Source organism: Flavobacterium sp. MFBS3-15 (genome assembly GCF_026107645.2).
Classification (GTDB): domain Bacteria; phylum Bacteroidota; class Bacteroidia; order Flavobacteriales; family Flavobacteriaceae; genus Flavobacterium.
The window spans coordinates 87,236-114,091 of sequence record NZ_JAPCHV010000010.1 but is presented as its reverse complement, the minus strand read 5'-3'; the positions used below and the strand labels follow the sequence as shown (position 1 = coordinate 114,091).

The 26,856-nt window shown below is 46.9% G+C and carries 24 protein-coding genes and 1 tRNA gene; 4 read left to right on the top strand and 21 right to left on the bottom strand.

Annotation, left to right across the window (positions count from 1 at the left end):
- Positions 1-19: 19 nt before the first annotated feature.
- Together OGH69_RS10580 and OGH69_RS10575 are read right to left on the bottom strand one after the other, a co-directional pair.
- Positions 20-679, bottom strand: coding sequence for an ExbD/TolR family protein (locus OGH69_RS10580; RefSeq protein WP_265174436.1), 660 nt, complete (start codon positions 677-679; stop codon positions 20-22).
- An 81-nt stretch (positions 680-760) separates the two neighbouring features.
- Positions 761-1,600, bottom strand: a complete 840-nt coding sequence (locus OGH69_RS10575; protein WP_265174435.1) for a MotA/TolQ/ExbB proton channel family protein — start codon at positions 1,598-1,600, stop codon at positions 761-763.
- 432 nt (positions 1,601-2,032) lie between these two features.
- Here OGH69_RS10575 and OGH69_RS10570 point away from each other — a divergent pair, with 432 nt between their 5' ends.
- Positions 2,033-2,401: a DMT family protein gene (locus OGH69_RS10570; RefSeq protein ID WP_265174434.1), complete on the top strand. Its 369-nt coding sequence runs from the start codon at positions 2,033-2,035 to the stop codon at positions 2,399-2,401.
- A gap of 75 nt (positions 2,402-2,476) precedes the next feature.
- Here OGH69_RS10570 and OGH69_RS10565 read toward each other — a convergent pair whose 3' ends face one another.
- Positions 2,477-3,820 carry an FAD-dependent oxidoreductase gene (locus OGH69_RS10565; RefSeq protein WP_265174433.1) on the bottom strand — a complete coding sequence of 448 codons (1,344 nt, stop codon included), beginning with the start codon at positions 3,818-3,820 and terminating at the stop codon, positions 2,477-2,479.
- A 195-nt stretch (positions 3,821-4,015) separates the two neighbouring features.
- Between OGH69_RS10565 and OGH69_RS10560 the strand changes: the two genes are divergently transcribed.
- Positions 4,016-4,174 carry a lmo0937 family membrane protein gene (locus tag OGH69_RS10560; RefSeq protein WP_265174432.1) on the top strand — a complete coding sequence of 53 codons (159 nt, stop codon included), beginning with the start codon at positions 4,016-4,018 and terminating at the stop codon, positions 4,172-4,174.
- 107 nt (positions 4,175-4,281) lie between these two features.
- On the opposite strand, the gene OGH69_RS10555 is transcribed toward OGH69_RS10560, so the two are convergent.
- The 6 genes from OGH69_RS10555 to OGH69_RS10530 all read right to left on the bottom strand — a co-directional run bounded on the left by OGH69_RS10555 (position 4,282) and on the right by OGH69_RS10530 (position 9,395).
- Positions 4,282-5,055, bottom strand: a complete 774-nt coding sequence (locus tag OGH69_RS10555) for a phosphatase PAP2 family protein (protein ID WP_265174431.1) — start codon at positions 5,053-5,055, stop codon at positions 4,282-4,284.
- A 99-nt stretch (positions 5,056-5,154) separates the two neighbouring features.
- On the bottom strand, positions 5,155-6,768 hold the full coding sequence (locus OGH69_RS10550; protein ID WP_265174430.1) for a sensor histidine kinase: 1,614 nt from the start codon (positions 6,766-6,768) through the stop codon (positions 5,155-5,157).
- The gene (locus OGH69_RS10545) at positions 6,765-7,778 is read right to left on the bottom strand and encodes a SpoIIE family protein phosphatase (protein WP_265174429.1); all 1,014 of its coding nucleotides are present in this window, start codon (positions 7,776-7,778) and stop codon (positions 6,765-6,767) included. Before OGH69_RS10545 ends, OGH69_RS10550 begins: the two co-directional genes overlap by 4 nt.
- Positions 7,771-8,196 carry an anti-sigma regulatory factor gene (locus OGH69_RS10540; RefSeq protein ID WP_265174428.1) on the bottom strand — a complete coding sequence of 142 codons (426 nt, stop codon included), beginning with the start codon at positions 8,194-8,196 and terminating at the stop codon, positions 7,771-7,773. The genes OGH69_RS10545 and OGH69_RS10540 overlap by 8 nt, the downstream gene beginning before the upstream one ends.
- Positions 8,165-8,563, bottom strand: coding sequence for an STAS domain-containing protein (locus OGH69_RS10535; protein ID WP_265174427.1), 399 nt, complete (start codon positions 8,561-8,563; stop codon positions 8,165-8,167). The genes OGH69_RS10540 and OGH69_RS10535 overlap by 32 nt, the downstream gene beginning before the upstream one ends.
- Before the next feature lie 4 nt (positions 8,564-8,567).
- A complete protein-coding gene (locus tag OGH69_RS10530) occupies positions 8,568-9,395 on the bottom strand; it encodes an STAS domain-containing protein (RefSeq protein WP_265174426.1) in 828 nt (275 codons plus the stop codon).
- 350 nt (positions 9,396-9,745) lie between these two features.
- Here OGH69_RS10530 and OGH69_RS10525 point away from each other — a divergent pair, with 350 nt between their 5' ends.
- On the top strand, positions 9,746-11,236 hold the full coding sequence (locus OGH69_RS10525; RefSeq protein WP_372339336.1) for a glycosyltransferase family 2 protein: 1,491 nt from the start codon (positions 9,746-9,748) through the stop codon (positions 11,234-11,236).
- A gap of 67 nt (positions 11,237-11,303) precedes the next feature.
- Here the strand turns inward: OGH69_RS10525 and OGH69_RS10520 are convergent, their stop codons facing one another.
- From OGH69_RS10520 to OGH69_RS10505, 4 genes are all read right to left on the bottom strand, one after another.
- On the bottom strand, positions 11,304-12,587 hold the full coding sequence (locus OGH69_RS10520; RefSeq protein WP_265174425.1) for a flavin monoamine oxidase family protein: 1,284 nt from the start codon (positions 12,585-12,587) through the stop codon (positions 11,304-11,306).
- Between the two features lie 87 nt (positions 12,588-12,674).
- On the bottom strand, positions 12,675-14,339 hold the full coding sequence (locus OGH69_RS10515) for a T9SS-dependent choice-of-anchor J family protein (protein WP_265174424.1): 1,665 nt from the start codon (positions 14,337-14,339) through the stop codon (positions 12,675-12,677).
- Positions 14,340-14,490: 151 nt separating this feature from the next.
- A tRNA-Arg gene (locus tag OGH69_RS10510) sits at positions 14,491-14,562 on the bottom strand.
- Between the two features lie 73 nt (positions 14,563-14,635).
- Positions 14,636-15,085, bottom strand: coding sequence for a GatB/YqeY domain-containing protein (locus tag OGH69_RS10505; protein WP_265174423.1), 450 nt, complete (start codon positions 15,083-15,085; stop codon positions 14,636-14,638).
- Positions 15,086-15,402: 317 nt separating this feature from the next.
- Between OGH69_RS10505 and OGH69_RS10500 the strand changes: the two genes are divergently transcribed.
- Positions 15,403-15,834 carry a hypothetical protein gene (locus OGH69_RS10500; RefSeq protein WP_265174422.1) on the top strand — a complete coding sequence of 144 codons (432 nt, stop codon included), beginning with the start codon at positions 15,403-15,405 and terminating at the stop codon, positions 15,832-15,834.
- A gap of 61 nt (positions 15,835-15,895) precedes the next feature.
- Here the strand turns inward: OGH69_RS10500 and ftsZ are convergent, their stop codons facing one another.
- The 8 genes from ftsZ to mraY form a co-directional block, all read right to left on the bottom strand.
- Complete coding sequence (ftsZ, locus tag OGH69_RS10495; RefSeq protein WP_265174421.1) at positions 15,896-17,869, bottom strand: cell division protein FtsZ; 1,974 nt, start codon at positions 17,867-17,869, stop codon at positions 15,896-15,898.
- A 13-nt stretch (positions 17,870-17,882) separates the two neighbouring features.
- A complete protein-coding gene (gene ftsA, locus OGH69_RS10490) occupies positions 17,883-19,286 on the bottom strand; it encodes a cell division protein FtsA (RefSeq protein ID WP_265174420.1) in 1,404 nt (467 codons plus the stop codon).
- Positions 19,287-19,289: 3 nt separating this feature from the next.
- Positions 19,290-20,012, bottom strand: a complete 723-nt coding sequence (locus OGH69_RS10485) for a cell division protein FtsQ/DivIB (RefSeq protein WP_265174419.1) — start codon at positions 20,010-20,012, stop codon at positions 19,290-19,292.
- Positions 19,999-21,348, bottom strand: coding sequence for a UDP-N-acetylmuramate--L-alanine ligase (gene murC, locus OGH69_RS10480; protein ID WP_265174418.1), 1,350 nt, complete (start codon positions 21,346-21,348; stop codon positions 19,999-20,001). Before murC ends, OGH69_RS10485 begins: the two co-directional genes overlap by 14 nt.
- 81 nt (positions 21,349-21,429) lie before the next feature.
- Positions 21,430-22,524, bottom strand: coding sequence for an undecaprenyldiphospho-muramoylpentapeptide beta-N-acetylglucosaminyltransferase (gene murG / locus OGH69_RS10475; protein ID WP_265174417.1), 1,095 nt, complete (start codon positions 22,522-22,524; stop codon positions 21,430-21,432).
- 252 nt (positions 22,525-22,776) lie between these two features.
- Positions 22,777-24,087 carry an FtsW/RodA/SpoVE family cell cycle protein gene (locus OGH69_RS10470; RefSeq protein WP_265174416.1) on the bottom strand — a complete coding sequence of 437 codons (1,311 nt, stop codon included), beginning with the start codon at positions 24,085-24,087 and terminating at the stop codon, positions 22,777-22,779.
- A gap of 197 nt (positions 24,088-24,284) precedes the next feature.
- On the bottom strand, positions 24,285-25,619 hold the full coding sequence (gene murD, locus OGH69_RS10465) for a UDP-N-acetylmuramoyl-L-alanine--D-glutamate ligase (RefSeq protein WP_265174415.1): 1,335 nt from the start codon (positions 25,617-25,619) through the stop codon (positions 24,285-24,287).
- Position 25,620: 1 nt separating this feature from the next.
- Positions 25,621-26,856: a phospho-N-acetylmuramoyl-pentapeptide-transferase gene (mraY, locus tag OGH69_RS10460; protein ID WP_265174414.1), complete on the bottom strand. Its 1,236-nt coding sequence runs from the start codon at positions 26,854-26,856 to the stop codon at positions 25,621-25,623.

Here is a 26,856-nt window from a genome sequence, read left to right as displayed (position 1 = left end):
ATATTATCTTTTTATAAGATTAAAAATCTTCATTTCGCAAACCTGTCACCAGGAAGAACTTGTTCTTCTTTTGGTCCTGCAGGATGTCCATTACTCGCTTGATGGTAGGGTATTCCTCATTAGCATCGCCTTTAATGGCTATCTGGAGGTCACCCTTTACCTTAAATTCCTCGGCATCGATAGCACCTTCGTCAAACTTATCACTGTAAATTTGCCTTTGGGCTTCCCTCGCCTGCTTCACCCAGTCAAATAGCTGATTGTTGATCGAGTCGTACGGAATACCTTCCTGTACGCCTTCTTTCACCCTGTCGCCCGGCTTGAGCGAAAGGAACGAACCCAGCTTATTGATTGGCACGCCAAACCCTTCGAGGTTTTCGAACTCTTTGTACTGCTCTTCCGTAAAACTTACGTTACGTATATTAGCCATACGCTCCAGCGTACCCCTCCTGATTTCCCTAGGCATAAGGAAGAACACCTGCTTGCCGCCTACGGTTATCGTAGCCACGCCCTCATCCGGGAGCTTCTCGATTACTGTAGACTCAGGTGTGTCTACCGGCTTGGGCTCAGGCTGTTTGGCCGTAGCAGTCATAATAAAGAATGACAGCAAAAGGAATGCCACGTCGCACATTGCGGTCATGTCTATCCTGGTGCTTTTCTTTGATATTTTAACTTTACCCATTTTTTTTCTGTTAGCTTAATGAAGCACCCGGATGCTGGCACATGTCAGCATCCCGGGCACTGTATGTTTTACAATAGTTGATTAAGAGTTGTTTGCACGTGCCCTGAACCTCCTGTAGGTTTGGGTAATCGCAAAACCAGCCTCATCAATAGAGTAAGTAAGCTTGTCGATTTTAGATGTAAATGCGTTGTAAGCGATGATCGCGATTGTTGAAGTCGAGATACCTGTAGCCGTGTTGATAAGTGCTTCAGAGATACCGTTTGCAAGCTGCGATGAGTCAGGCGTAGAACCGGCACCAAGAGCCGAGAACGCCTTGATCATACCTGTTACCGTGCCAAGAAGACCCATTAGGGTACCGATAGATACAAGGGTAGAGATGATTACAAGGTTCTTTTCAAGCATTGGCATCTCAAGCGATGTAGCTTCTTCTATTTCCTGCTGGATAGCCGCTTCAGCCCTTTCGCTGTCAAAGCCTTCCCTCTTCACTTCTTCATATTTCAAAAGGCCCGCTTTTACAACGTTAGCCACAGTTCCCTGCTGCTTGTCACACTCAGCCATAGCCTCGTTGATGTTGCCTGCAGAAATCTGGCCCTGCACTTTCCTTACGAAAGCTTCAACATTACCTTTACCTGCTGCTTTTCCGATAACGAACAGACGCTCGATTGAGAAAACTACCGTCATAAGCAATAGGCCCATAAGTACAGGTACTACATACCCCCCTTTGTAAACCATCGCAAGGTAGTTACCGGCGATAGGCTCGCCTTCAGGATTTCCATCCTGGAAGTTTGAAGGTGCTCCCATTATAAATTTCCACACTAGAGCGCCAACTATTAAACATAGTACTATAGTTAATGCTGCGAATACATTAGATCCTTTCGAACCTCCATTTTTTTCAACCTTCTGAATAGATGCGTTTGCCATTTCTTTTAAAAATTTAGTTTTCTGATTTTTTAATAATAGTCTTTTGTTGTTAAAATTTAGCTGTATAAGACTGGCAAATTTATATCATTACATCATAAAAAAAAACAAATTGATTTTTTTTCTCAATTCTTAACAGTAATTTATTCTTACGACAATATAAACGAAACCGTTATTTGAAATTATTTGTTATACAATATCCAATTTAAACCCTTTAAATCTATTATTTGTTAATTTTTTAATTTAATTACGCGAATTACCTACTAATAACATAATTAACGGGTATTTATTGTGCAGGCATTGTATTTTTAATTTGCCGTATTGGTTTTAATAAGTAATTTCACCTCTAAAATGTACATACTGATACTATTTTATCGTAAAAATAGTACAATTAGTCATCCTAAACCGTTTTAGCCGGAACTAAATGTATAAAATATGAAAGGATTTTTTACCATCGGCCTGCTCGTACTATCCAATATATTCATGACACTGGCATGGTACGGCCACCTGAAATTCAAGGAGTTGAAGTGGTTCGAAAACCTTGGCCTGATTGCCGTAATATTGATCAGCTGGGGATTGGCGCTGTTCGAATACTTTTTCCAGGTACCGGCCAACAAAATAGGCTACAAGGAAAACGGTGGCCCCTTTACTTTACTTCAACTGAAGGTGATACAAGAGGTAATCACCTTAGTAGTATTCACCGTTTTCATGCTCCTCTTCTTTAAGGGAGAAACCTTCCGGTGGAACCACGCTGTGGGGTTCTTGTTTTTAATACTGGCGGTTTATTTTATTTTTAAGAAGTAAACAGTCCCAGTTTTCAGTCGCAGCCACATTGATTTCAGCCACTGGAAAACTGAAAACCGTGACTGCGACTGAAAACTACTTTTGAAGCAGCTCCAATATTTTATTATCCACTTCCGGCGAATCCCACTTACCGGACAGGCCGTCAATGAGCATTACTTCGTCCATAATGGCCTTTTGGCGGTCGCCCAGGGCAAGGGCTTCGGCATATGGGCGGTGGCTGAAGGTTACACGGCTGTATAGCGGCAGCCACCTGTCGGGGTATTTTTCAGAGAAGCGTTTTTCGATCTTTTTCCGGAGAATGAAAGAAGGGTCTGCTGTATCAGAACTCATTTCCATGAAGTTACGGTAAGAGAGTTCGGCAATGGCATCGGCATTGGGCTTGCGGCTTTCCTCATATTCTTTAAATATGGTCTTCCAGTCGTCGCCAAACTGCTGCATCAACTGATTGAGTATCGTAATATCCTCGAAACCGGCATTCATCCCATGCCCATAGAACGGCACAATGGCGTGGCAGGCATCACCTATCAGTGCAACCTTGTCTTCAAAGGTCCACGGGTAGCACTTCATGGTTACCAGCGTGCTGGTTGGGTTTTTAAAGAAATCTTCCACCAGGTCGGGCATTACATCGGTAGTAGAAGGGAAATATTTTAAAAAGAATGCCTCAAGAGTTTCCCTGTCTTTTAAAGCCTCAAAAGAGTTCTCTCCGGTAAACGGCATGAACAGGGTACAGGTAAAGGTTCCATCGAGGTTGGGCATGGCAATGAGCATAAACTCGCCCCTCGGCCATATATGGAAGGAATTCTTGTCGAGCTTATGCGTCCCGTCGGCATTGGCAGGGATGTGCAGTTCCTTATATCCGGTATTAAGGAATTCCTGCGAATAATTGAACATGTTTTGGCGCTGCATCCTGTGGCGCACCCTTGAGAAAGCCCCGTCGGCACCAAATACGATGTCATAGTTCCTTTCGTCCCATGCGCCCTGTTCCGTTTCACCAGTGTGCAGTGTTGCAGTAGCCATGGTTACGTCCCAAACCCGCGTATTGAAAAAGAACTCCGCCCCCGCCTCTTCAGCCAGGGTCACCATCTTGCGATTGAGTACACCGCGCGATAAGGAATAGATGCTCTCGCCTTCTTTGCCGTAGTACAGGTAGTTGAGCGGCTGCCCGACCGTATGTATGGCCCGCTTGTCCATCGGGATGGCAATTTCCCTTATTGCGTCACCAAGGCCCATATCATCGAGCGCGCGCCAGCCACGATTGGACATGGCAAGATTAATGGAACGCCCGGTAAAATTCACATTCCTGATATCCGGGCTACGGTCATAAACATGAACGGTGTGGCCTGCCTTTTTAAGGTAGATTGCCAGTAGCGAACCCACAAGGCCCGAGCCTACTATGGCTATTTTTAAGGGAGTTTGCATGCACAATATTCTAATACAGGGCAAAAGTAGGCAATTATACCACAGGCAAAATGATTTTGCGCATTTATTTACCGCCGCTCCTACAAACACCAGTCTGTTAAGAAAACTTTAGCAGCCAAAAGATTCTTAATTAATTAACTATACTGTAATGAATGCAGTAATTTTATCCTACTAACTATTTAAAATATTACCGTCATGAGAGATTTAATTTGGTTGATCGTTGTAATCCTTATCATAGGATGGCTTGTTGGATACTTTGGCTTTCAAGAATCAGTAGGTAGCCTTATCCACATTTTATTGGTGTTGGCAATCATAGGTATCCTTTACAGGCTCGCAGTGGGCAGGAGGCCGTAACTATAACAGTCAATAACCTAGAAGCAAAAAGTACTTTACAAAATCCCTCTTCCGGAGGGATTTTTGCTTTTATGCAAACCTAACATTGCGGAAGGAAAAAGGATTCGTCAAAACCGCACCGCAATAGTCAGCCCCACCTGTTCCCCATTATAAAAAGGCATGGCAAGTGCGCTGTATTTCTTGTCCTCTCCTGCCCCAAAAAGCTGTTTCTGCATCCAGGGGTGTATCCAGTAGGCCAGCTTTGTGCTCAATATGCCTATCCCCGCCCCGGCAGCCACATCGGTAAGCCAGTGGCGGTCGTTGTATATGCGCAGCAGGCCGGTTCCTGTAGCCACCACATAGCCGGCAACACCATACCATACAGAAACATCCTTATACTCCTGCCACAGGAATTCCGCACCCGCAAAAGCAGTGGCCGTATGACCGGACGGGAAGGAGTTATCGGTACTGCCGTCAGGCCTCTTTACCCCTGCCAGCTTCTTCATCCCCATAACCGATCCGCACATGATAAGGTGCGATGTTACCAGGATTACGGTACGGTCACGGAAATTGTGCTTCCCCTCTACCCCCATCAGGTTGAGGGCATATACGGTGGCCGCGGGGGCATACCTTGTATAGTCATCAATACTTGTACGCTGGCCTCTTTCTCCGTTTACGCTCACACGGACGTTTGAGTTGATATTCCTCAATTCATCGCTGCACAATCCCATAGCGCCATATCCGACAAGGACGGTTGGCACCAGAAGCTTTTTATAAACAGATGTTTTTCCTGAAATTTTAGTGCGGTTGACAAGCGTGTCGCTGCCAATGATAATCCTTTCCTGGGCATTCAGGCACAGCATCCCCGTTACGGAAAGCCATAGTGCGAGTTTCTTCTTCATTCAGTCCTTTTCATCATCAATAGGCAATACATAACGCAAGGTCTGTGCCCAAAGTATCAGAAAGACTGATTTTTAACATGTTAAAATTAAAAAACTACACTATACGGGAAGGTAAATTATAATGCTTGTACCCACATTTGGCGTACTCTGAATCTCAATGCTGCCGCCATGATTCTCTACAATTTTTTTGCATAAGGCAAGGCCGATTCCTGTCCCTTCATATTCGTTTTGGGCATGCAGCCTCCTGAATATAGTGAACAGCTTTGAAATATGCCTTGATTCGATGCCAATGCCATTATCGGATACGGTTATCCTGTGCAAACCCCTGCCTTTAGCGGTTTTATCCCCCGATATGGATTCGTAAGCTATAGTAACAACCGGGTTTTCGGTTACAAATTTCAGGGAGTTTCCTATCAGGTTGTAGAATAACTGGTTCAGCTGTACTGAAACACCATTTACCGCCGGTAATTTGTCAACAATGATTTCGGCATTCTTTTCCTGCACCTGGAATTCAAAATCGCTTACTACATCGCTCAGTATATAATTAAGATCGACTTCTTCAAACGCGGTTTCGGCACCCGAAACACGCGAATAATTAAGCACGTCTTTTATAAGCCTTGACATTCTCTCGGCCGAATTGTTGATCTTATGAAAATACAGCTTTTCCTTTTCCGCTTCGGTAAGGTTGCGTTGTGCAAGCGATGTAAAATTCATAATCTTGCGCAGAGGCTCCTGAAGATCGTGGCTTGCAATGTATGCAAATTGCTCCAGCTCCTTATTCTTTTGCGAAAGTTCCTCATTGGATGCCTTCAGGCTTTCCTGAGCATCACGTAATTCCTTATTGTCTTTCAGGGTTTCTTCCACAAGTTTTTGCGCATGGATGTTTACCATGGTCACAATCCAATCAGAAATATTACCCTGCTCATCCTTATTGGGAACTATAGATACAAGATGCCAAAGATATTCCTCACCTATTTTCACCCTTGACTGGAAAGAGCATGCGATATTCTTTCGGCGTGCGGTTTCCCAACATTCAGAAATCCCTCCAACATCTTCGCTTTTAAACCATCGCTGAAGGGTCGTAATTGAAAAATCATTGAAGGACGAACCCAACATTTCCTTCACGTTTTTATTTGCGAGCGTTACGGCCCCGTTTTTTGAGACTGAGAAAACTATAAGCGGCAGTGCGTCTGTGAGCTGCCTGTAACTGCTTTCGCTGTCACTTAATTTCTCTGTAAGTTCTATCAGCTGCATGTTCTTCTTACGAAGCTCGTCGTATGGCGATAACGGTGCTTCCCTTGAAAAATATTCAATGAAATATTCGATACGGCTGGACGAAATTACACCGGAATATGGTATCCTAAGGTTTAGCGTTACCTCATATACGCCATTATTATGCCTCGTTTCTATATTCCTGGCCAATCTGGACGCATAAGCAAATGCCTCAGGGTTGCATTCGCTAAGGTTCACTTTATCATAAATCACGGCCGATATTTCTTTTTTACCGCCGCTTAGCGAAACTATCCCCAATACTAGCCTTGAGTTTTCTCCTGAAGATATAGAGCATCTTGCGATTTCAGAAACAGCCGTAGCAAACCTGGTTTGTGCCGACATCATCAGTCCGCAAAGGTCGGCAAGCTTCATAGCGCGTTTGTGGGCCAGGATAAGGTCCATATCGTTATCGAGGCTTAAACGTATAATTTCTTTCATCATATATTGATTTTGGCGGCAAGCACAGACATATCGTCATTAAATCGTGCATTGTCTTTATAAAGTGCAGCTGCAATCACATTCGGGTCATGCTTTAATATACCGGGGAGGTTAGCCAGATTCCATCTTGACCTCAGGCCGTCAGAATGCATTATCAGTGTTTGATACTTTTCCAGATCCAGCACTGTATCAGTGAGTGTCCTGGGGATATTCATACCCACAATCCCATTATAAGGTGTGTGTGTCTTGCCATACAATCCGGTAAACAATACGGTCGAGATATTGCCAACACCGCACATGTGCCATTTTTTTGCCGTATAATCCAAATACGCAACAGTGGCTACAAGGCCTCTGGTTTTCTTTACGTTTTCATGGATATGCCGTATTACTGCGGTAGGGCTTACCTCGCGACAGCTTTTAAAAGCTTTTATTGCTGCCAGAGCGGCCTCATGGGCATTTATGCCATGCCCCAGCCCATCGCCCATCAGGAACTGCATGCCGTTTCCTATCTTTTTTGTACTGAAACCGTCACCGCAAACCGTTTCACCGGGGCAGCACACCTGCACCACACCTGTTTCAACTGTAGTTTGCCTTCGTTCCACAGTGTCATCAATATATATCCTGCTGTGCATTACAGTGCCCCAGCCCGGAAGTGTATATATGGATGACGAATGGCTAAGCCTTTTTATCGCCCCAAGCCCCTGTCCAAGGGTATCTGAGGAAGACATGCCGTCGAGCAGCATTTTCGAAAGGTCTTTTATTCCTTTACCGTTATCAAGGCAGAAAACCTCAAGAAAATCGCCTCCGTCATCATTTCCTAACCTGTAGAGCAATTCACCTTCATCGGCAAATTTGATAAGGTTTGAAGTCAGTTCAGAAATAACGATATCTACTTCGCCAACTTTCTTAGGACTAAACCCGATACCGGTTACCAGGTTATGAATTTCCCTTTTTATGTAGGAAACATAGCTTCTGTCGTCTATTTTATAATTAACAAATACGGCATCATCCATTCTTCCATTTTATTATTGTAACCGTTGTCCCAACGCCAACAGTTGAACGTATATCAAACTCATTCACAAGCCTTTTGCTGCCGGGCAGACCCAGCCCCAGGCTTTTACCGGTACTGTAACCATCTTTGAGGGCAAGAGCTACATCGGGTATACCGGGCCCTTTATCAGAAAATATCAGCCTGATGCCATCTTCCCTCCCATTGTTCACCTGCTCTATGCAGACTGTCCCGCCGCCTCCGTATTTCAAGAGGTTCCTCACGAGTTCGCTTGCGGCAGTAATGAGCTTGGTTTGGTTCAGCATGCCCATCCCTATCTTTACTGCAGCATCTTTCACCTTATTACGAAAAGGAACAACATCCTGCTCGCGGCTTATGGTAAATTCTTCTTTAATCCGTGTTGTACTCATGGCTGTTTTCATTTCCTTCATTTATAAAAATTCTGGAACGTAACAGGTCCATGCCCTTCTCAACATTGAGCGCGGTAGAAACTCCTGTGAGGGTCAGGCCAAGTTCAACCAGCGTTATGGCAACAGCAGGCTGCATACCTACAATAACAGACTCTGCACCCATTATTTTAGTCATGACACCTATATTACCCAAAATCCGGCCCATGAAAGAGTCTATGATGGAAACAGAAGATATATCGATAAGGACTCCTTTTGAATTGTGCTTTTTTACAGAATTCACAAGGTCGGTCTCAAGATTTTCGGCAAGTTGGTCATATAAGTCCACTTGTATGGTAACAAGCAGGAAATCGCCCATCTTTAAAATCGGGATTCTTTCCATAATATTAATTATTCGGGGTTATGCCCTTTTTCTTGTTTACCTCTAACTGCAGCATGTTAAATGCCGTTTGCAGGGCATTAGCCAGTGTAGATTTTGTGATAATGTTGGATAAGTCTATACCTAAATGCACTACTATTTGGGCGATTTCCGGCCTTATGCCACTGATGATGCATTCGGCACCAAGAAGCCTGGTCGCGCTTACTGTTTTTATAAGATGCTGCGCAACCAGGGTATCCATTGCAGGAACACCCGAAATGTCCAGAATAGCGATCGTGCTGCCCGTTTCTACAATCTGCACCAAAAGGTTCTCCATAATTACCTGTGTCCTTGAGCTGTCAAGTGTACCAATGATGGGCAGTGCCACAACACCGTCCCATACACGGATTACAGGTGTAGAAATTTCGGTTATTTCATCCGTTTGCCTCGCAATTACATCCTCACGTCCCTTAATATACCCTTCAAACGTGAGTATGGTCATGTTGTCTATTATTTTGCTCACTTTAAGACTGTCGGTGTAAAGCTTTTCAGGATCACCTATTCCCTCCGCAAGGGTTTCTAAAAGCGATTCCTTAAGCGAGAAAAGGTAAACCCCTGTTTCACGTGGCGAAAATCCCCTTTTTGCCCTGGAAACCGAAATACCCATAAGTATTTCGTATACTTTATCAAACTCGCGCGCGTTCCTGTCGTCGATGTTATGGTCGTCCAGCGCAGACAGGAAAGCATCAAGCAATTCCTCAGAATCCTGCTGCTGTTCATCTGCATTAAAATAATTGTCTTCCGCCTTCTGTTTATTTATCCAACGCTCAAGAATGAGCTCTTTTTTGTCTTTCAAGATTTGTATTGTTTTATCTCCCATTATTACTAGACCTTTTCTAAATTACTTACCTGGTTATTTTTTGCAGCTTCACGTTATTTAGGGCATGCGCATTCTTAACAAATATACTCTTTTAGTTAAGGCACAGGTTATTTAAGGGGTAAAAGTTTTTATACTTTAGAACATGGAGGCAAATAGTTTCCCAATATTCTTAACAAAATCATAATTATGTGGAATTTCATCTTTTTATGTAGAAAAATCCACACATACTGAATTTCAGCAAAAAACTTAAAACTCTATATTACAATACCATAGCATTATGGCACATGTGTTGCCTCACTCTCAGCAATAACCATAAATGTTGCACTATGAAAAGCGGAATAATTACCACCAACCAACCATATTCGCTCAAAAACCATGCAGGCCCGGCTACTGGCCCCATTACTAATTTTGTTTTAACCGGTAATGTAAACATCCCGAAAAAAAACATACAGCCCAAAGCAAATCAAACCATGCCGGACCATAAACCTGTAAGGGATAGAAGCGCATTGGGAAGTGTAGTGCTTATCAGTACCTTTATATTGATGGCCCTGTCGGCATACCTGATTTATGAGTTTGAGGCCGACTTCTCGCAGTTCAATGCCGACAGGATTAATTCTTCCTGGGGCTTCCCCTTCCTGATTGCTGCATCGGCCCTTTTGCTGTTCAAGCTGGGATTTTTTATCTATAACGTAATCCTTTACTTCCGTTATAAATCAATCCCTTCGGTTTCCGACGAATTGCTGCCAACTGTTACTGTAATAGTTCCGGCATATAACGAAGGAAGGCTGGTGTATGATACGCTCATGAGCCTTGCCGCCAGCAAATACCCTGAAGAAAAAATACAGCTGCTTGCCATAGATGACGGCAGCAAGGACAACACATGGGAATGGATGCAAAAGGCGAAATCAGAGCTGGGCGACAGGGTATCCATTTTCCAACAGCCACAAAATAAAGGCAAGCGACATGCACTGTACCGTGGCTTCAACCTTGGGAACGGAGAAGTATTCGTAACGGTAGACAGCGACTCCGTAGTGAAACCCGATACATTGCGCAACCTTGTAAGCCCGTTTGTAACCAACGAAAATTGCGGGGCGGTAGCCGGAAATGTGAAAGTACTGAACAGCGGCAATGCCATATTGCCAAAAATGCTCAATGTAAGTTTTGCCCTGAGCTTTGAGTTTGTGCGTTCTGCCGAAAGCATGCTGGGCACAGTAATGTGTACACCGGGCGCACTATCTGCTTATCGAAGGGATGCCGTATTCGCTTGCCTGGAGGAGTGGATCAACCAGACATTCATGGGGCAGCCGTCGGACATCGGTGAAGACCGTGCCATGACCAACATGATACTGAAACAGGGGTTCCATGTATTGTTCCAAAGAAATGCACACGTATTGACTAACGTACCGGAGAAATACAGCGGACTGTACAAAATGTTCATCCGCTGGGACCGAAGCAATGTGCGCGAAAACATCATGATGGGAAAATTCATTTTCAAAAACTTCAGGGACGGATCTAAAACAGGTGCAAGGCTTTTGTTCCTAAACCAGTCAATGAGGCTTATCATGACTTATCCGTTCCTGCTGTTCATGCTTTTCTTTATCGCCGTACATCCTATATTATTCCTTAGCTCAACAGTATTCAGCATATTGGTGTTCTCGAGCTTTCCGGTATTCTTTTACGCCAAAAGGCACAGCATCGCCGAGTCTGTCTGGGCTTACTCATACAGCATACTATACACTTTCGCACTGTTCTGGATCACGCCATATGCCATTGCCACCGCAAATAAAAGAGGCTGGCTGACCCGCGAACTCGCTTAAAATACAGGATTATTATTTTAAAAAGGTAGTGCTTTTAGATGCCGCATCTTAATGATGCGGTTTTTTTTTATTTGGAGCTCCCTGCAAGCAGTTTCATTGCCGAATCCCTCCCGCTTGTCAATGCCGCTTCCACGGTACCCATGGCAGGGCCGTCGTACAGATATTCCCCTGCAAAATAGAGTGTACCTTCAACAGGTTGCAATAAAATTTTCCGGGCTGCAGGGCTTTCAACTTTATCATAAGCATACGACCCCCGGGTAAAAGGCTCAGCGGTCCAGTTGGCTACCTGCCAGGCCACAAGCCTGCCGTGCAATTCCTCCCGCGTCCTTCCAAATATATTGGCTAATGAACCAAGCGCCATCTGTAATACAGCTCCTGCGGAAGCATCTTTTTGCGCATATGCCGGAGGGCCGCCCAGCCAGCCGGTCAATAACGGGCTGCGTAGGGGCGACTGTGTCCAGTAGGTAGGTATTTTCTCATCGCTGAACAGGAATCCCATGGACCCTGCAGCACCTTCCCAAAAAACAGCATCAAACTCCAGCAGTATCTTTATTACCGAACCGAAGCCTATATCCCTGAAGGCTTTTTCCTGCCTTTCGATCGATGGACTGAATTGTACGGCCCCTTTGCCCTGGGTGAACTGCAACACTCCCAACGGCAGGGCGATGATAATCTTATCAGCGCTATAAATGCTACCGTCTGCAGCAATGGCCTTCACGGCATTTTTTTCCCAGGCTATTTCACTTACAACAGTATTCAAATGGATTTGATTACCGGGGTTCCGCACACCCCTGGCGAGATAATCCATTAGTGCACCATAGCCTTCATTAATGCGGTGCTGGGCATCTTCGTCTTCATGGTTCCATTCGTTGCGAAGTGCAAAGGCGCCTGCATCATTTACATCGGCAGTATCATAACCGGACACATAATCCACAATCTGCCGTCGCATCACGACGTACTCCTCACCCGAAAATTCCTTTTCAATGAAATCAAGTATAGGCATGTCTTCTTCCAGTTGGTTCAGCTTTTCCAGAAAAGCATCCCAGCCTTCCACAAACTCATCACTCTGCTCCAGCATGCCGCCATGGTATTGCCACATTTCAAAGCCCACATCTTTATAAGCAATCCCGGCTTGCTTTAGCAGTCCCAGCGTAACCGGAAGGTTGCCGTGCACAAACTCGGCACCCAACTCAACCGGCATAGAGAAACCTTTACCGGTCATGGTGTGGATGCGCCCCCCTATGCGGTTACGGGCCTCGAGAACCGTAACTGTTTTTCCGGCCTTCGCCAAAGTATACGCAGCCATCAATCCGGATGCACCGGCACCGATGATAAGAATTTCAGATTTCATTGTTATTGATTCAGATACCCGAAGTTACAAAAAAAGAAAAGGGTAAAATGATGCAGCAATTTACCCTTCCCTGTTTTTTTAAAAGATTTATTCCTTCACGAACCTGGCGCTCCTGCCATCCAGCTTCAGGATATATATGCCCGCCGGCAAAGCGCTTACATTAATAACCTCCCCTGATAGCCGGCCTGTAAATACCTGTCTCCCGGTAAGGTCATAAATAGTGGTTTGCTTATCTTCTAAAGTACCGGTGGATGTAATATTCAGCTCGTTTTTCACAGGGTTGGGATATACGGTCCAGGCGGCCTGTTGAAATTCAGGAGTGCCCAGCACTTCAAACTGGAAAACTGCAGTTATCGGAAGGTGTGTAGAAGTCGTAAAATAGTAATCAGGAATGGAATTCGGCAACAGGGCTTCCTGCATTGCGCTGCTTCCCACATAATTATCGGCCAGTTCATTAGATATGACGACATTATCAATAATAGGACGTATGCCCCAGTTAGTGTTCACATCCGTAATATCTTTCGTAATGCCATTGTAATTGCCCGCATCGTCAATAAAATTCTTATAAGGCGAAACAGTACAGTTGCATACATCGCTGGAAGTGCCTATCAGATAGTCATTAAAGTCTCCAAGAATGATAACATTCTTGCTATTATATGTCGGGCTGTCGAGTATGCCTTTAAGCCCTTCCGACCCACCTTTCCTCCGTATGTAGCTGGATTCATTGCCATCCTCAGCCTTGGCATGGATATTAACGAGAGAAACCGGTATGACAGTACTGCCTGAAAGCAGGTTAATGTTGTATAACGCCGGAAAGCGACCGCTGGTCCAGTTATAATGATAAGTATTGCCCTGTGCCGGATTCCCGTTATTCAATTCCGATGAACTTACCAGCTGTACTCGCGCCTTTTTGTATATAATGGCCTGTCTCTGATTACAGTCTCCTGTATTAGACGGTACAATGGCACCTCCCCACTGGGTGCTTCCCATTTGGGCAACCAGTGATGCTATTGTTGGCATTGAAGGGGTATTGCTGATTTCCTGCAGGCAGTACACATCGGAATCCATCAGTAGCATCGCCGATGCAACGTTGCTAAGCTGCAGGCTCTCATTTTCCGGGCCAAACTGCGTACAGCCCAGCCACTCGGCATTCCAGTTGGTTATCCTGAAGCTTACCGTTCCCTGGGGCACAGCCGTAACCTTTACATTTTTAATTTCCCATGTGGCGCTTTGAGCTGCGTTGCTGATGTAGCGGAAAGCAATACGTGAATGTGCCGACTTTGCCAAAGAAGGAATTTCAAGGTTTCCTGAAGCTATGTATTGCCAGCCGTCGGTTATGCTCTGGTTTAGTCCGCTAAGTTCTACCCAGCTTGTTGTTGAGGGGTTACCCGTATAATTGGCGGTCGCAAATGCTTTGTACCAACCTTCGGCCACACCTACACTCACCATGGCACCCGGCCCCCGGGTATGATTAAAGGTCAGCGTTACGTCGTCTATTTGCAAAAAGTTCATTTCAGGACTTATGAGCCAGTCTTCATTGGCGTTACTTTGATTGTTAAAATATCCGCTGCACACCGCGCCATATTGCGGACTGAAGCTCCACTCCTGGGCACCGGAAACACTGACGCGCGTAAAGGTATTGAAGCTCTCCTGCGTGAGCAGCGTCTCGTTGAGGACCGTGGTCTGGGCGTTAAGCCACATACCGAAACCTGCTAAGGCGATAACAAGGAAATGGTGCGTAATTTTTTGCATAGGAACAGTTACAATCTTTGATTTATGGGCAAAGCTATGAATTAAGATGTTGCGGTAATATTAAATTTGATTTCCGGATACAGTACCCTGTAGCAACGTTATCGGTACAGCACCAATACAAACAAAAAACCCCAGTGTGAACTGGGGATTGTGACTCCATCGGGATTCGAACCCAAATCTTCAGAACCGGAATCTGAAATTCTATCCATTGAACTATGGAGCCAGTTTTATTACAGATTTCGGGTTTATGATTTCAAACTGTCCAACCTGAAACTTTAAACCTGATACCTTAAAAATTAAGCGAGTGCCTTTTTCACCGCGTTGGATATTGTCTTGCCATCCGCCTGGCCCGCAAGCTCTTTAGAGGCAATGCCCATCACCTTGCCCATATCGGCCATACCCGAGAATCCGTTATCAGCTATGATTTTCTTAACCAATGCCTCTACTTCGGCCTCACCCAATTGCGCGGGAAGGAACTTTTCAATTACGGCAACCTGTGCCAGTTCCGGGTCGGCAAGATCCTGGCGGCCCTGCTCTATGTATATGTTTGCACTGTCCTTACGCTGTTTAACCAGCCTTTGCAACAGCTTTATCTCTTCTTCCTGCGACAGCTCTTCCTTCGCGCCGCTTTCGGTCTGGGCCAGCAATATGGCGCTTTTTATCGCGCGCAGCGACTCAAGGGCCACCGTATCTTTCGCTTTCATGGCAGTTTTCATCTCGTCCATGATCTGTGTCTGTAAACTCATAGTACAGGGTTTTAAAATGTGCCTGCGAAGATAAAAAAATAACCCGAAAATTCTAAGATATTTTAAGGTAAGAACACTTGCTACCTTTATTATCTTATTGCCATGATCTGCACAGATACCCCAAAAGAGGTATGGGCAAAATCATCTTTAAGGGCGATTTAACAAGCCCGCAACTTTCCAAACTTTGTAAAGTAAATACAACAGCTGGTATCCGCTAAGGCATGCATCTGTAATAAAATCTGTTCCGGTTCAGCATTTTTAACCGGAGGTGGAATCTGAAAAACCAAAAGAGTAGGACAACCAAACAACTAAACATCATGAGTACATTAGCAGGAACAACATGGACATTTTCCACACAAGGAGACATGGAAGGAACCATTGAATTCATCCAAAACGGGCCTTCACAAAATGCAGGAGTAGCAAATATAACTGCTACTAATCCGCCAATGGGCTGCACGCCCGGAACCTTTCAGGCAGCCTGGGCAGAAGTTGCCGACGGTAATTATTTCGCGGTACAATTCAGCGACTTCATGCCTACACTTTATCCGGATTCGTCCAATGGCCCGGATTCATACTTACCCCCACCGCTGGGAATACCTACCATTAATGCCGGTCAGTACAATGCGCAGCCTGTTACTCTGTTCGGACAGCATACCGATGGGGTCGCAAGCATGTTTGGCACCAACTTTCAAACCGAAATCCCGGCAAACAACCACGTTATGATGGCTTTCACCATGACAAAGCAATAGGCCAAAAAATAACCCGAAAATAGTAAGATATTTTCGGGTTAAGGTTCACATTTGGGTTAGTTTAATCCACATTGTCATGCAGGAACGAATTGTTTGAACGCAACTGTAAGTCGTCGTTACTATCCATCCCCAATGATAAACGGGACTTGCTATTATCAGTACGGGAATCGTTCAGGTCTATGCCCATCCTTTTGTAGGCCGGTTCCCGCTCATATTCATCTACTTTCGAAGCGCTGTTGTGGAACTTATAGTTAAACTCCTTCATCTTTTTCCTGCGCTCTTCTGCCCTCAGGCGAAGCGTCTCCTCAATAGTCATCTCTACCGGAGAAATGCCATCCTGCGGATTGAACCTTGCAGGCTCGGACTGCTCACTCCTCTTTACGGTCAGGTTAAGTTCAGGCGCAATTGGCTCCTCCACCTTTGCAACAGGTTTTGAGTTAACCAGTTCCGCTTCCTTCTCCAGGTAATCATCCAGCGAATAGCGTATCACGCCAGATTCGTTCACTTCCGTCACCGGAACAACCTGTACAGGCTCGTTCACTTTTATTGCACGGGTCTCTTCTGTCAGGCTGAAAAGCAACGGCTCTTCTTTTTTCTGGTTGTCGATGGAAAGGTCGAATGAAAAAGCAAATTGCTCCTGTTCTTTCTCCACGATCACAAATTCTGCATCGATCACCTCAATTTCCCTTACATCTTTAATCTGGAATTGCTGCACAGGTTCAGGCGCTCTTTCAGGCGTTACAATCTCAAAGAAAACGTCAAGGTTATTGATGTATTCTGAAGATGGGAACGCAGGCACTTCGGCAACTGGCGCTTCAACAACTTCAGCTATCGGCTTTTTTTCCTCAATGACTTCCTCCTCAAGCGCAAATACAATTTTCTCCTCAACAACAGGCTCAGCCTTGATTTCACGCTTCGGCTCTTCAGCTACGGGAGCCGAAAGGTCGAATGATGGCACAATTGGCCTTTGCGTCAGGTCACGCACCAGTCTTTGGTCCTCCTCCAGCGCGTGGATTATCTTCTTGGGCTCCGTGTTCACGATCTCAGCCTGCTGCTCTACATTAAAGCCTGTCGCGATGATGGTTACCGCAATAGAATCACCCAGCGACTCATCCTCGCCCACACCCATGATGATGTTGGCATTGTAACCTGCTTCCGACTGGATGTGGTCGTTTATTTCGCCTATCTCATCGATGGTGATTTCGCTAGTACCCGAAACGATCAGCAACAGCACGTTTTTAGCACCTGTAATTTTGTTATCGTTCAATAACGGCGAATCCAAAGCGTCAACAATGGCATCCTTGGCACGGTTATCGCCCAAAGCCACAGCCGACCCCATTATGGCAGTACCACTGTTGCTCAAAACAGTCTTGGCATCCTTAAGGTCGATGTTTTGCGTGTAGTGGTGCGTAATTACCTCGGCAATGCCCCTTGAGGCCGTTGCCAAAACTTCGTCCGCTTTTGAAAACCCCGCCTTAAAGCCCAGGTTGCCGTATACTTCGCGCAGCTTGTTATTGTTTATCACGATAAGCGAGTCCACCTGCTTGCGCAGCCTTTCCACACCGGCAAGGGCCTGCTCGCTCCTTACCTTTCCTTCAAACTGGAACGGTATGGTCACGATGCCCACGGTAAGGATATCCCTCTCTTTAGCCAGCTGTGCAATAACGGGAGCTGCACCGGTACCGGTACCACCGCCCATACCCGCTGTTATGAATATCATTTTTGTATTGGTGTCCAGCATTTTCTCAATGTCGTCGATGCTTTCCAGCGCCGACTGCTGGCCTACCTCCGGATTTGCACCCGCACCAAGCCCTTCGGTAAGGCCTACCCCAAGCTGTATCTTGTTTGGGACAGGGCTATTCTGCAATGCCTGTGAATCTGTATTGCAGACAATAAAATCAACACCTTTGATCCCCTGCTTAAACATGTGGTTGATCGCGTTGCTACCGCCTCCGCCAACACCAATTACCTTGATCACGTTCGATTGATTTTTTGGTAAATCAAACGAAATGCTTCCAAATTCTGTGTTCATCATATCCATCGGGTTTTTATTCTGCGTTATCTAAAAAATCTTTGATCTTGTCTATATACTTGTCGAAAAACGACCTCTTTACCTTCTTCTCGGTGCTTTCATTCTGGCTTTTAGGCGCTTGGGCAGCTACGGCAACCGGTTCGGGTTCCTCTTCCATCACTGGTTCGGGCGCCACTACGGTATTTACGATCGGCTGATGCCTTGCTACCGGCGGCGCTGCAGGCTTTTGCAATTCTACCAGCGGCGTTGCGCTGTACGTATTATTGCGCATGCTGTTCATTACAAGCCCTACTGCCGTGGCATATAACGGGCTTGATATCTCCTCGTCGCTGTCGCCGGCCAGGTGCTCGTTAGGATAGCCTATGCGGGTATCCATGCCGGTAATGTATTCCACCAATTGCTTGATGTGGTTCAGCTGCGAACCGCCTCCTGTAAGTACGATGCCTGCAATCAGCTTTTTGCGCGGGTCTTCATGTCCGTATGCTTTTATCTCGGCAAATACCTGTTCAATGATTTCCACCACACGGGCATGGATGATCTTTGAGAGGTTTTTCAATGATATTTCTTTCGGCTCGCGTCCGCGAAGGCCAGGGATCGAAACGATCTCGTTGTCCTTATTCTCACCCGGCCATGCCGAACCGAACTTGGTCTTCAGCAACTCTGCCTGCTTTTCAATGATCGAGCATCCTTCCTTGATGTCGTCGGTAATCACGTTGCCGCCAAATGGTATCACTGCCGTATGGCGAATGATCCCGTCCTTGAAAATAGCAAGGTCGGTAGTGCCGCCGCCTATGTCGATAAGCGCCACACCCGCCTCTTTTTCTTCCTGGCTCAGTACTGCATCGGCAGAAGCCAGCGGCTCCAGCGTAAGGCCCGAAAGGTCAAGCCCGGAGCTCTTGATGCATCGGCCCACGTTACGGATGGATGATGCTTGGCCTACCACCACGTGGAAGCTGCTTTCCAGCCTGCCGCCATACATGCCTATAGGTTCCTTTATTTCGCTTTGGCCGTCAATCTTGAATTCCTGCGGCAGTACATGGATGATCTCCTCACCCGGAAGCATCGCCAGCTTATGCACCTGGTTGATCAGCATGTCGATGTCGGCATCGCCTATCACTTCCTCCGGATTGTTCCTGGAAATGTAGTCGCTGTGCTGGATGCTGCGTATGTGCTGCCCCGCAATGCCTACCACCACATCGTTGATCTTGTATCCTGAATCCGACTCAGCCTCCTGAATGGCCTGCTGTATCGACTGGATGGTTTGCGTTATGTTATTAACAACCCCTCTGGCAACACCCAGGCTCTTGGACTTACCCACACCCAGGATCTCCAGTTTCCCATACTCATTTTTTCTGCCTATCATCGCCACGATCTTTGTCGTCCCGATGTCTAAACCTACTGCAATGTTGTCTTTTTCCATACTCTATTTTTTGGTGCACACTACCTGTTGCGTAAACTTCAGGTTAATTGTTTTGTACTGTTCAATCAATGTATCCCTAACGGCTTCCTGCAGGAACGCCTTATAATTATTAAACTTCTTCTCAATGTTTATCGGCCTGCCAAACAGGATGTCATAATCATATCCCCTGCTCTTCATCCTCATGCCGCCCGTGGCGTAAACTTCCACACCAATGATATTCTTTTTCAGGAACCCATCGTTGTTGATATAGCAAAGCAGCCCGCGTAGCTTGTCCTTGTCCACACTGTCAATTTCGCCTGTTACAATAGGCACCCTGGCAGTATAGTTATCAGATAGCGGCATGGCCTGCCCTTTGCTGTCAATGTAATACGAATCCGCCCCCCTGTATATCCTGGCTACCGGCTGGCGCTGCTTTACAACCGCCTCAAGCCTGCCGTCTATCGTGGTAAAAACCTCTGCCTTATCAATCATCGGATCCGCATCGAGTGTTTTTTCCACGTTATTCAAATCTAATTTATCTTTCCTGATGCCCGTAACACTGCCATAATTTTGTATCAACAACTTATTAACTTTATCACGTGTTATAAAAGCCTCATTATCAGAAAATATTACATCCACCTTCTTCAGCATCCTGCTTTCATTGCGCTTTGATGAGAAAGCAAACAGGAAGATCACGGCGCCAAGCATCAGCACCAGCCGCACGTCATTCCAATTAATTTTTTTCATCTAAAACTTTTTTAATTTCAGGTACCATTTCCCCGATGTCCCCGGCACCTATCGTGATGATCACTTCGGCATCTGTCATTTTCAGCAAGGGCAGCAAATCGGCTTTGCTAACCAGCTTTTTATTGGGGTTATCCATCTTTTCCAAAAGCCATTTCGAGGTGATCCCCTCCATGGGCAGCTCCCTTGCCGGATAAATATCCAGCAATACGACATTCTCAAACGCAGACAGGCTTTTGGCAAACCCGTCGGCAAAATCCCTTGTGCGGCTGAACAGGTGCGGCTGGAACACTGCAAGGACTTTTTTGCCCGGATACAGCTCGCTTACCGCCTGGTGCACCGCATTTATCTCCGTAGGGTGGTGCGCATAGTCGTCTATGTATACCAATCCCGTTTTTTTTATCTGGTAGGAAAACCTCCGCTTTACGCCTTTAAAGGTTTCCAGCGCCTTTGCAATGTCTCCCGATGCCACACCATAGGTACTCGCCATGGCCAGCGCCAACAGCGCATTGGTCAGGTTGTGGTGCCCCGGAAGGCCGAACTTAATGTCCTTTATGTTTCCGGTTGGCGTCATTACGTCAAATACATACCAACCGTCTTCAATCCTTATGTTTTCCGCAGAAAAATCCCCACCGTTTACGCCCACTGTTACCCCTTCCAGTGGGAGTCCTTTGGTCACAAACAAGTGCTTTTTATCCTCCACTTTGTCGGCAAACTCCCTGAATGTTGCTACTATCGCAGCCTCATCGCCATATATGTCCAAATGGTCGGCATCCATCGATGTGATGCAGGCCATGTCCGGGTGCAGGTGCAGGAACGAGCGGTCAAACTCATCCGCCTCTACCACCGTTACCGTCTTGCCGCTGCCTATCAGGTTGCTGTTGTAGTTCTCAACGATACCGCCCAAAAATGCCGTCACGTCCACGCCGCTTTCATACAGTACATGGCCCAGTATGCTCGACGTTGTTGTCTTGCCATGCGTTCCCGCAACTGCAAAGCAATAGGTGTCTTTGGTAATGATGCCCAGCACCTCGGCGCGCTTCTTCACCACGAAGCCATTGTCCAGGAAATACCTCCATTGCATGTGGTGTTTTGGCACGGCAGGGGTTACCACTACCAGTGTATTTTCTTTTTTAAGAAACGGAAGCCCTATCAGCTCCAGCCTGTCTTCAAAATGGATGTGTATACCCTCCGCCTTCAGCTCATCCGTAAGGTGGGTAGGCGTACGGTCATACCCGGCTACATTTTTGCCTATGAATTTGAAATAGCGGGCCAGGGCACTCATGCCGATGCCCCCGATCCCTACAAAATAGACGTTATGTATGTTTGCAAGCTCCATAGGTCCTTAGTTGCTTAGTGCCTTAGGTTCTTAGGTTTTAGCTTCCGGGGTCCTTCTCTGGCACCTCAGAAACTAAGCCACTCAGTCCCTCAGCAACTTTATTATCTCCTCAACAATATCATTTGTGGCATTTACCTTTGCCAGTTTCTTTATGTTCTCACCCAGCCTGCGCTGCTTGTCTTCATTATGCAGCAAATCCTCAAACACGGGCTGGAATTGTGTGTCCAGCTGTACTTCCTTAAGCATCAGCGCGCCGTCTTTGTCTACAATGCTTTGCGCATTTTTCGTTTGGTGGTCTTCGGCTACATTGGGCGAGGGTATGAAAATCACCGGCTTGCCCACGATGCACAGTTCCGATACCGATGAAGCTCCCGACCTTGACAGTACCACATCGGCCGCGGCATATGCCAGGTCCATCCTGTCGATGAACGACAGCACCTGCACATTATCAGTATCGCCGTGGTGCCTGTACTGTTCAAAATAGAACTTGCCGCACTGCCATATCACCTGCACGTTTTGCGCCAGCAGCCACGTAAGCTCTTTTGCTATCAGCTGGTTGATGCGCATCGAGCCAAGGCTCCCGCCCAGTACCAGCAGGGTCTTTTTTTGCGGGTCAAGGCCATACTTCTGTAACGCGGCTGCCCTGTTATCTTCGGTATGTATCAAATCCTGGCGTACCGGGTTGCCTGTAAAAACTATTTTTGACGCCGGGAAAAAACGTTCCAGGTTATCATACGCCACGCATATCTTGTCCGCCTGCTTCGAAAGCCACTTGTTCGTGATACCCGGATAGGAATTCTGTTCCTGTATCACTGTCGGAATCCCCATTGAGGAGGCCGCCTTCAGCAATGGCCCGCTGGCAAATCCGCCCGTGCCTATCACTACATCCGGCTTAAAGCTTTTAATGATGCCCCTGGCCTTAATCAGGCTGCTCACCAGCTTCAGCGGGAACATCGCATTGTCGAGTGTCAGCTTCCTCTGTATGCCGGCAATCCACAGCCCTTTGATGCTGTAGCCCGCCTGCGGCACCTTCTGCATTTCCATCTTATCCTTAGCGCCTACAAACAGTATCTCACTTTCCGGAAAACGGCGCTTCAATTCATCTGCAATGGCAATGGCAGGGTAGATGTGCCCCCCTGTGCCGCCGCCGCTTAGTATGAATTTTTTATTGGCCATTTTTAATTGTTTATTTTTTATTGTTTATTAGCTTACCCCGGGCTGTTTGTCCTCCCCCCGGCCCCTCCGAAGGAGGGGGAGACGGGACGGCTAATCAGTACGTTTGTTTTTAGCCTCACCCCCAGCCCCTCTCCAAAAGAGAGGGGAGCCAGGGACGTTACAATCTGTATGTCTATTATCTTTTATCTATTATCTCGTGTTCAATCTTCATCCCCCAGAAGCAATCTGAAATCTGAAATCTACGATCTGAAATTATTTCCCTAAAACCGCGTTCATAGGGTTCGATGCATCTTCTATCGAGTAGGCTGCCGGTTGCGTTAGCCCTGCCGCTTCAGCTTCCTCCCTTTGCTTTTCACGAAGGATGTGCTCATCTATCATGCGCTGCATTACCTGTTCCCTCAGCTCCTTCTCTTCCATTTCCTGCGCTATCTCTTCTTCTTTCTTGGTTACGCTGATGATTATGCCTATCGAAATACATGTCATCCATATCGAGCTTCCCCCACTGCTTATCAGCGGCAGTGTCTGGCCCGTTACCGGGAGCAGCTCCACCGCAACCCCCATGTTGATGAGTGCCTGGAAGATGATCGGGAAGCCGAGGCCGACGATCAGCAGCTTGCCGAACGTCGTCTGCGACTTGTGCGCCGTGACGAGGAACCTGAAAAACAACACGAGGTACAGCGCCAGTACGCTCAGTCCGCCAATCAGCCCATATTCCTCCACGATGATCGCGAAAATGAAGTCGGACGACGATTGCGGCAGGAAGTTCTTCTGTACGCTCTTGCCGGGACCCAGCCCGTATACGCCGCCGGTCGCTATCGCTATCTTGGCTTTCTCAATCTGATAGTCATCCTCATCCGGCGCATCGGTCCAAAAGCGCTCCACACGGCTTATCCAGGTATCCACCCTGTTGGGTATCACATCCGGGAATGCCTTCGCGAACAGTACAAAAAGCGCCAGCATGGCAACCCCCATCCCTATGATGGTCCCGAGGTAGCGCATGGGGTACTTGCCTATGAACACCAGCATGCACACCATCGAAAAGATGAGCGCCGCGGTAGAAAAGTTGGCCGGTAATATGAGCGCCAGTATGATGAATACAGGAACCCACAACTCAAAGAACGACTGTTTGAAGGTTATTTCCTTACCATCCATTTTGGCCAGGTAGCGCGCCACATATACCATGAGCACTATCGAGGCCAGCGCCGATGTCTGGAAGGTAACACCTATGAACGGCACCTGTATCCAGCGGCTGGCATTGGCACCGTCTATCACCGTTCCCTGAAAGAACGTGTAGACCAGCAACAGCGCCACAATGGGCAGGGCGATCTGCGAAAGCCCCCTGTAGTAATGATAGGGCACCTTGTGCACCAGGTAGATTAGCCCGAAGCCGATGCAGATGTGTGCGAAATGCTTGATCAGGTAACCAATGGTCGAGCCCTTGCCGATGACGTACACCAGGTTGGTACTGGCGCTGAAAACCGGCATGAATGAGATAAGCGCCAGCAGGACCACGAATGACCAGATGACTTTGTCTCCCTTCAGGTTATTGATTAGCTCTTTCATTTTTATTGTTCTTCTTTGCCCTTCATCCGTCCTGTCATTGCGAGGAGGAACGACGAAGCAATCTTTATTTTTTTCTTTATGTGAGACGTTGCATGCAACGTCTCTACATTATCGTTTTGCTCAGACGCGAACGTCTCAATATTTTAACCACCCCGCCCGCCGTGGCGGGCACCCCTCCAAGGGAGGGGAAGGTGGAACTATAAATTCTGCACGGCGTTCTTGAACTGCTTGCCGCGCTCTTCGTAATTTTCAAACAGGTCAAAGCTCGCACAGGCCGGTGACAGCAATACCGTATCGCCTTTTTCGGCCAGCTTTTGGGCTATTTTCACAGCCTCTGTCATGCTGGTAGTTTCCACCATTACATCCACAACATTGCCAAATGCGTTCACGATCTTCTGGTTGTCTACGCCAAGCACCACGATAGCCTTTACCTTTTCGCGCACCAACGGCATCAGCTCGTCATAGTCGTTACCCTTGTCTACACCGCCCACGATCCAAACCGTAGGGGTAGCCATGCTGTCCAGCGCATAGTAGGTCGAGTTGATGTTGGTTGCCTTACTGTCATTAATGTATTGCACGTTCTGTATCTTCAGTACTTTCTCCAAACGGTGCTCCACACCCTGGAAGTTGGAAAGGCTCTCCCTTATGGTCTCTTTCCTTATGCGCATCAGCTGTGCTACCGATGTAGCCGCCATGGCATTCTTCACATTGTGCTTCCCTTCTAATGATAGTTCGTTTATTGGCATGGTAAATGGTTCGTTAGTTATATTGCTTATAATCGTGTCGTTCTCTGCATATATCCCTCCTTCAACTTTCTTTGTCAGCGAAAAGGGAATCTTTTTTGCTTTAATCTCGTGCTCACTGAGCCACTTTGTTATTATCTCATCATCGGCGTCATAGATCAGGTAATCGTTCTCTGTCTGGTTCATCGTTATCCTGAACTTGGCCGCGATGTAATTCTCATACTTGTAATCGTAGCGGTCGAGGTGGTCAGGGCTGATGTTGGTTATCACCGCTATGTGCGGTCGATATTCCCTTATCCCGTCCAGTTGAAAGCTGCTTAATTCCAGCACATAGCCCTCGTGCTTGTTTTCCGCTGCCTGCCAGGCAAAGCTCTTGCCTATGTTGCCCGCCAGCCCAAAGTTTACCGAACCCTGCTTGAGCAGGTGGTGGGTAAGCATTGTAGTGGTGGTCTTGCCGTTGCTTCCGGTTATGCCAATGGTTTCGACTTCAATGAACTGTTGTGCAAACTCTATTTCCGATATGACAGGGATGCCTTTTTCGTTCAGCTTCTTCACTATCGGCGACTTGTCCGGTATGCCCGGGCTTTTCATCACCACGTCGGCATTCAGTATCAAATCTTCAGTATGCTTTTCCTCTTCCCAGGCCAGGCCATTCAGGGCCAGCACCTCTTTATAATTTTCCTTTATCTTCCCAAAATCGGAAATGAACACGTCATACCCTTTTTTCTTTCCGAGAATCGCGGTACCTACACCGCTCTCTCCCCCGCCAAGTATTACCAGTCGCTTCATCTTACCTCAGTTTTAATGAAACCAGTGAAAAAATACCCAGCAATATCGCCACGATCCAGAAGCGGGTCACGATCTTGCTTTCGTGGTAGCCTTTTTTCTGGTAGTGGTGGTGCAGCGGCGACATCAGGAAAATCCTGCGGCCCTCGCCATATTTCTTCTTTGTGTACTTAAAGTAGCTCACCTGCATTACCACCGAAAGGTTCTCGGCCAGGAAGATACCGCACAGTACCGGTATAAGCAGCTCTTTGCGTACCGCGATAGCCAGCACCGCGATGATGCCCCCAATGGTAAGGCTGCCCGTATCGCCCATGAAAACGCTTGCCGGATAGGTGTTGTACCACAGGAAGCCTATAAGCGACCCCACAAATGCGGCAATATAGACCGTCATTTCGCCCGAATTGGGGATGTACATGATGTTCAGGTAATTCGAGAAAATGATGTTACCCGAAACGAACGCAAATATCCCCAGCGTGAGCACCGCTATGGCCGAGGTTCCCGCCGCGAGCCCGTCGATGCCATCGGTAAGGTTGGCGCCGTTGGAGACCGCCGTGATGATGAAGATCACGATTGGGATGAATATCAGCCATGCCCAGTCTTTATAGCCATCGCCCATGAAGGACAATACTTCGGCATAGTCAAACTCATTATTTTTAAAGAACGGAATGGTTGTCGCTGTCGACTTTTCTTCTTTCGGCATTGGCGATATGGTCGTCTGCTCTGTTGTGCTTACAGTGCTGTAGGTATTCCCGGCAGTGTCGGTGCGTACCGTTACCGCAGGGTGAAAATAAAGCACATACCCCACAATCAGCCCCAGTCCTACCTGACCAACTACCTTGAACTTTCCTTTAAGGCCTTCCTTATCCTTCTTGAATATCTTGATGTAATCGTCGATGAAGCCTATCGTACCCATCCACAATGTTGTCACAATGAGCAGCATCACATAAATGTTGTGCAGCTTTGCCAGCAACAATACGGGTATCAGCGTCGACATGATGATGATAAGCCCGCCCATGGTTGGCGTACCTGCCTTTTGCGTCTGTCCCTCAAGGCCCAGCTCCCTCACCGTTTCACCAATCTGCTGCCTGCGCAGGAAGTTGATGATCTTTTTACCGAACACGGTGGAGATGAACAGCGACAATATCACTGCCAGCCCCGAGCGGAAGGTTATGTACTGGAACACTCCTGTGCCCGGCACATCCAGCTGCTTGTCAAGATATTCGAATAAGTAGTATAGCAT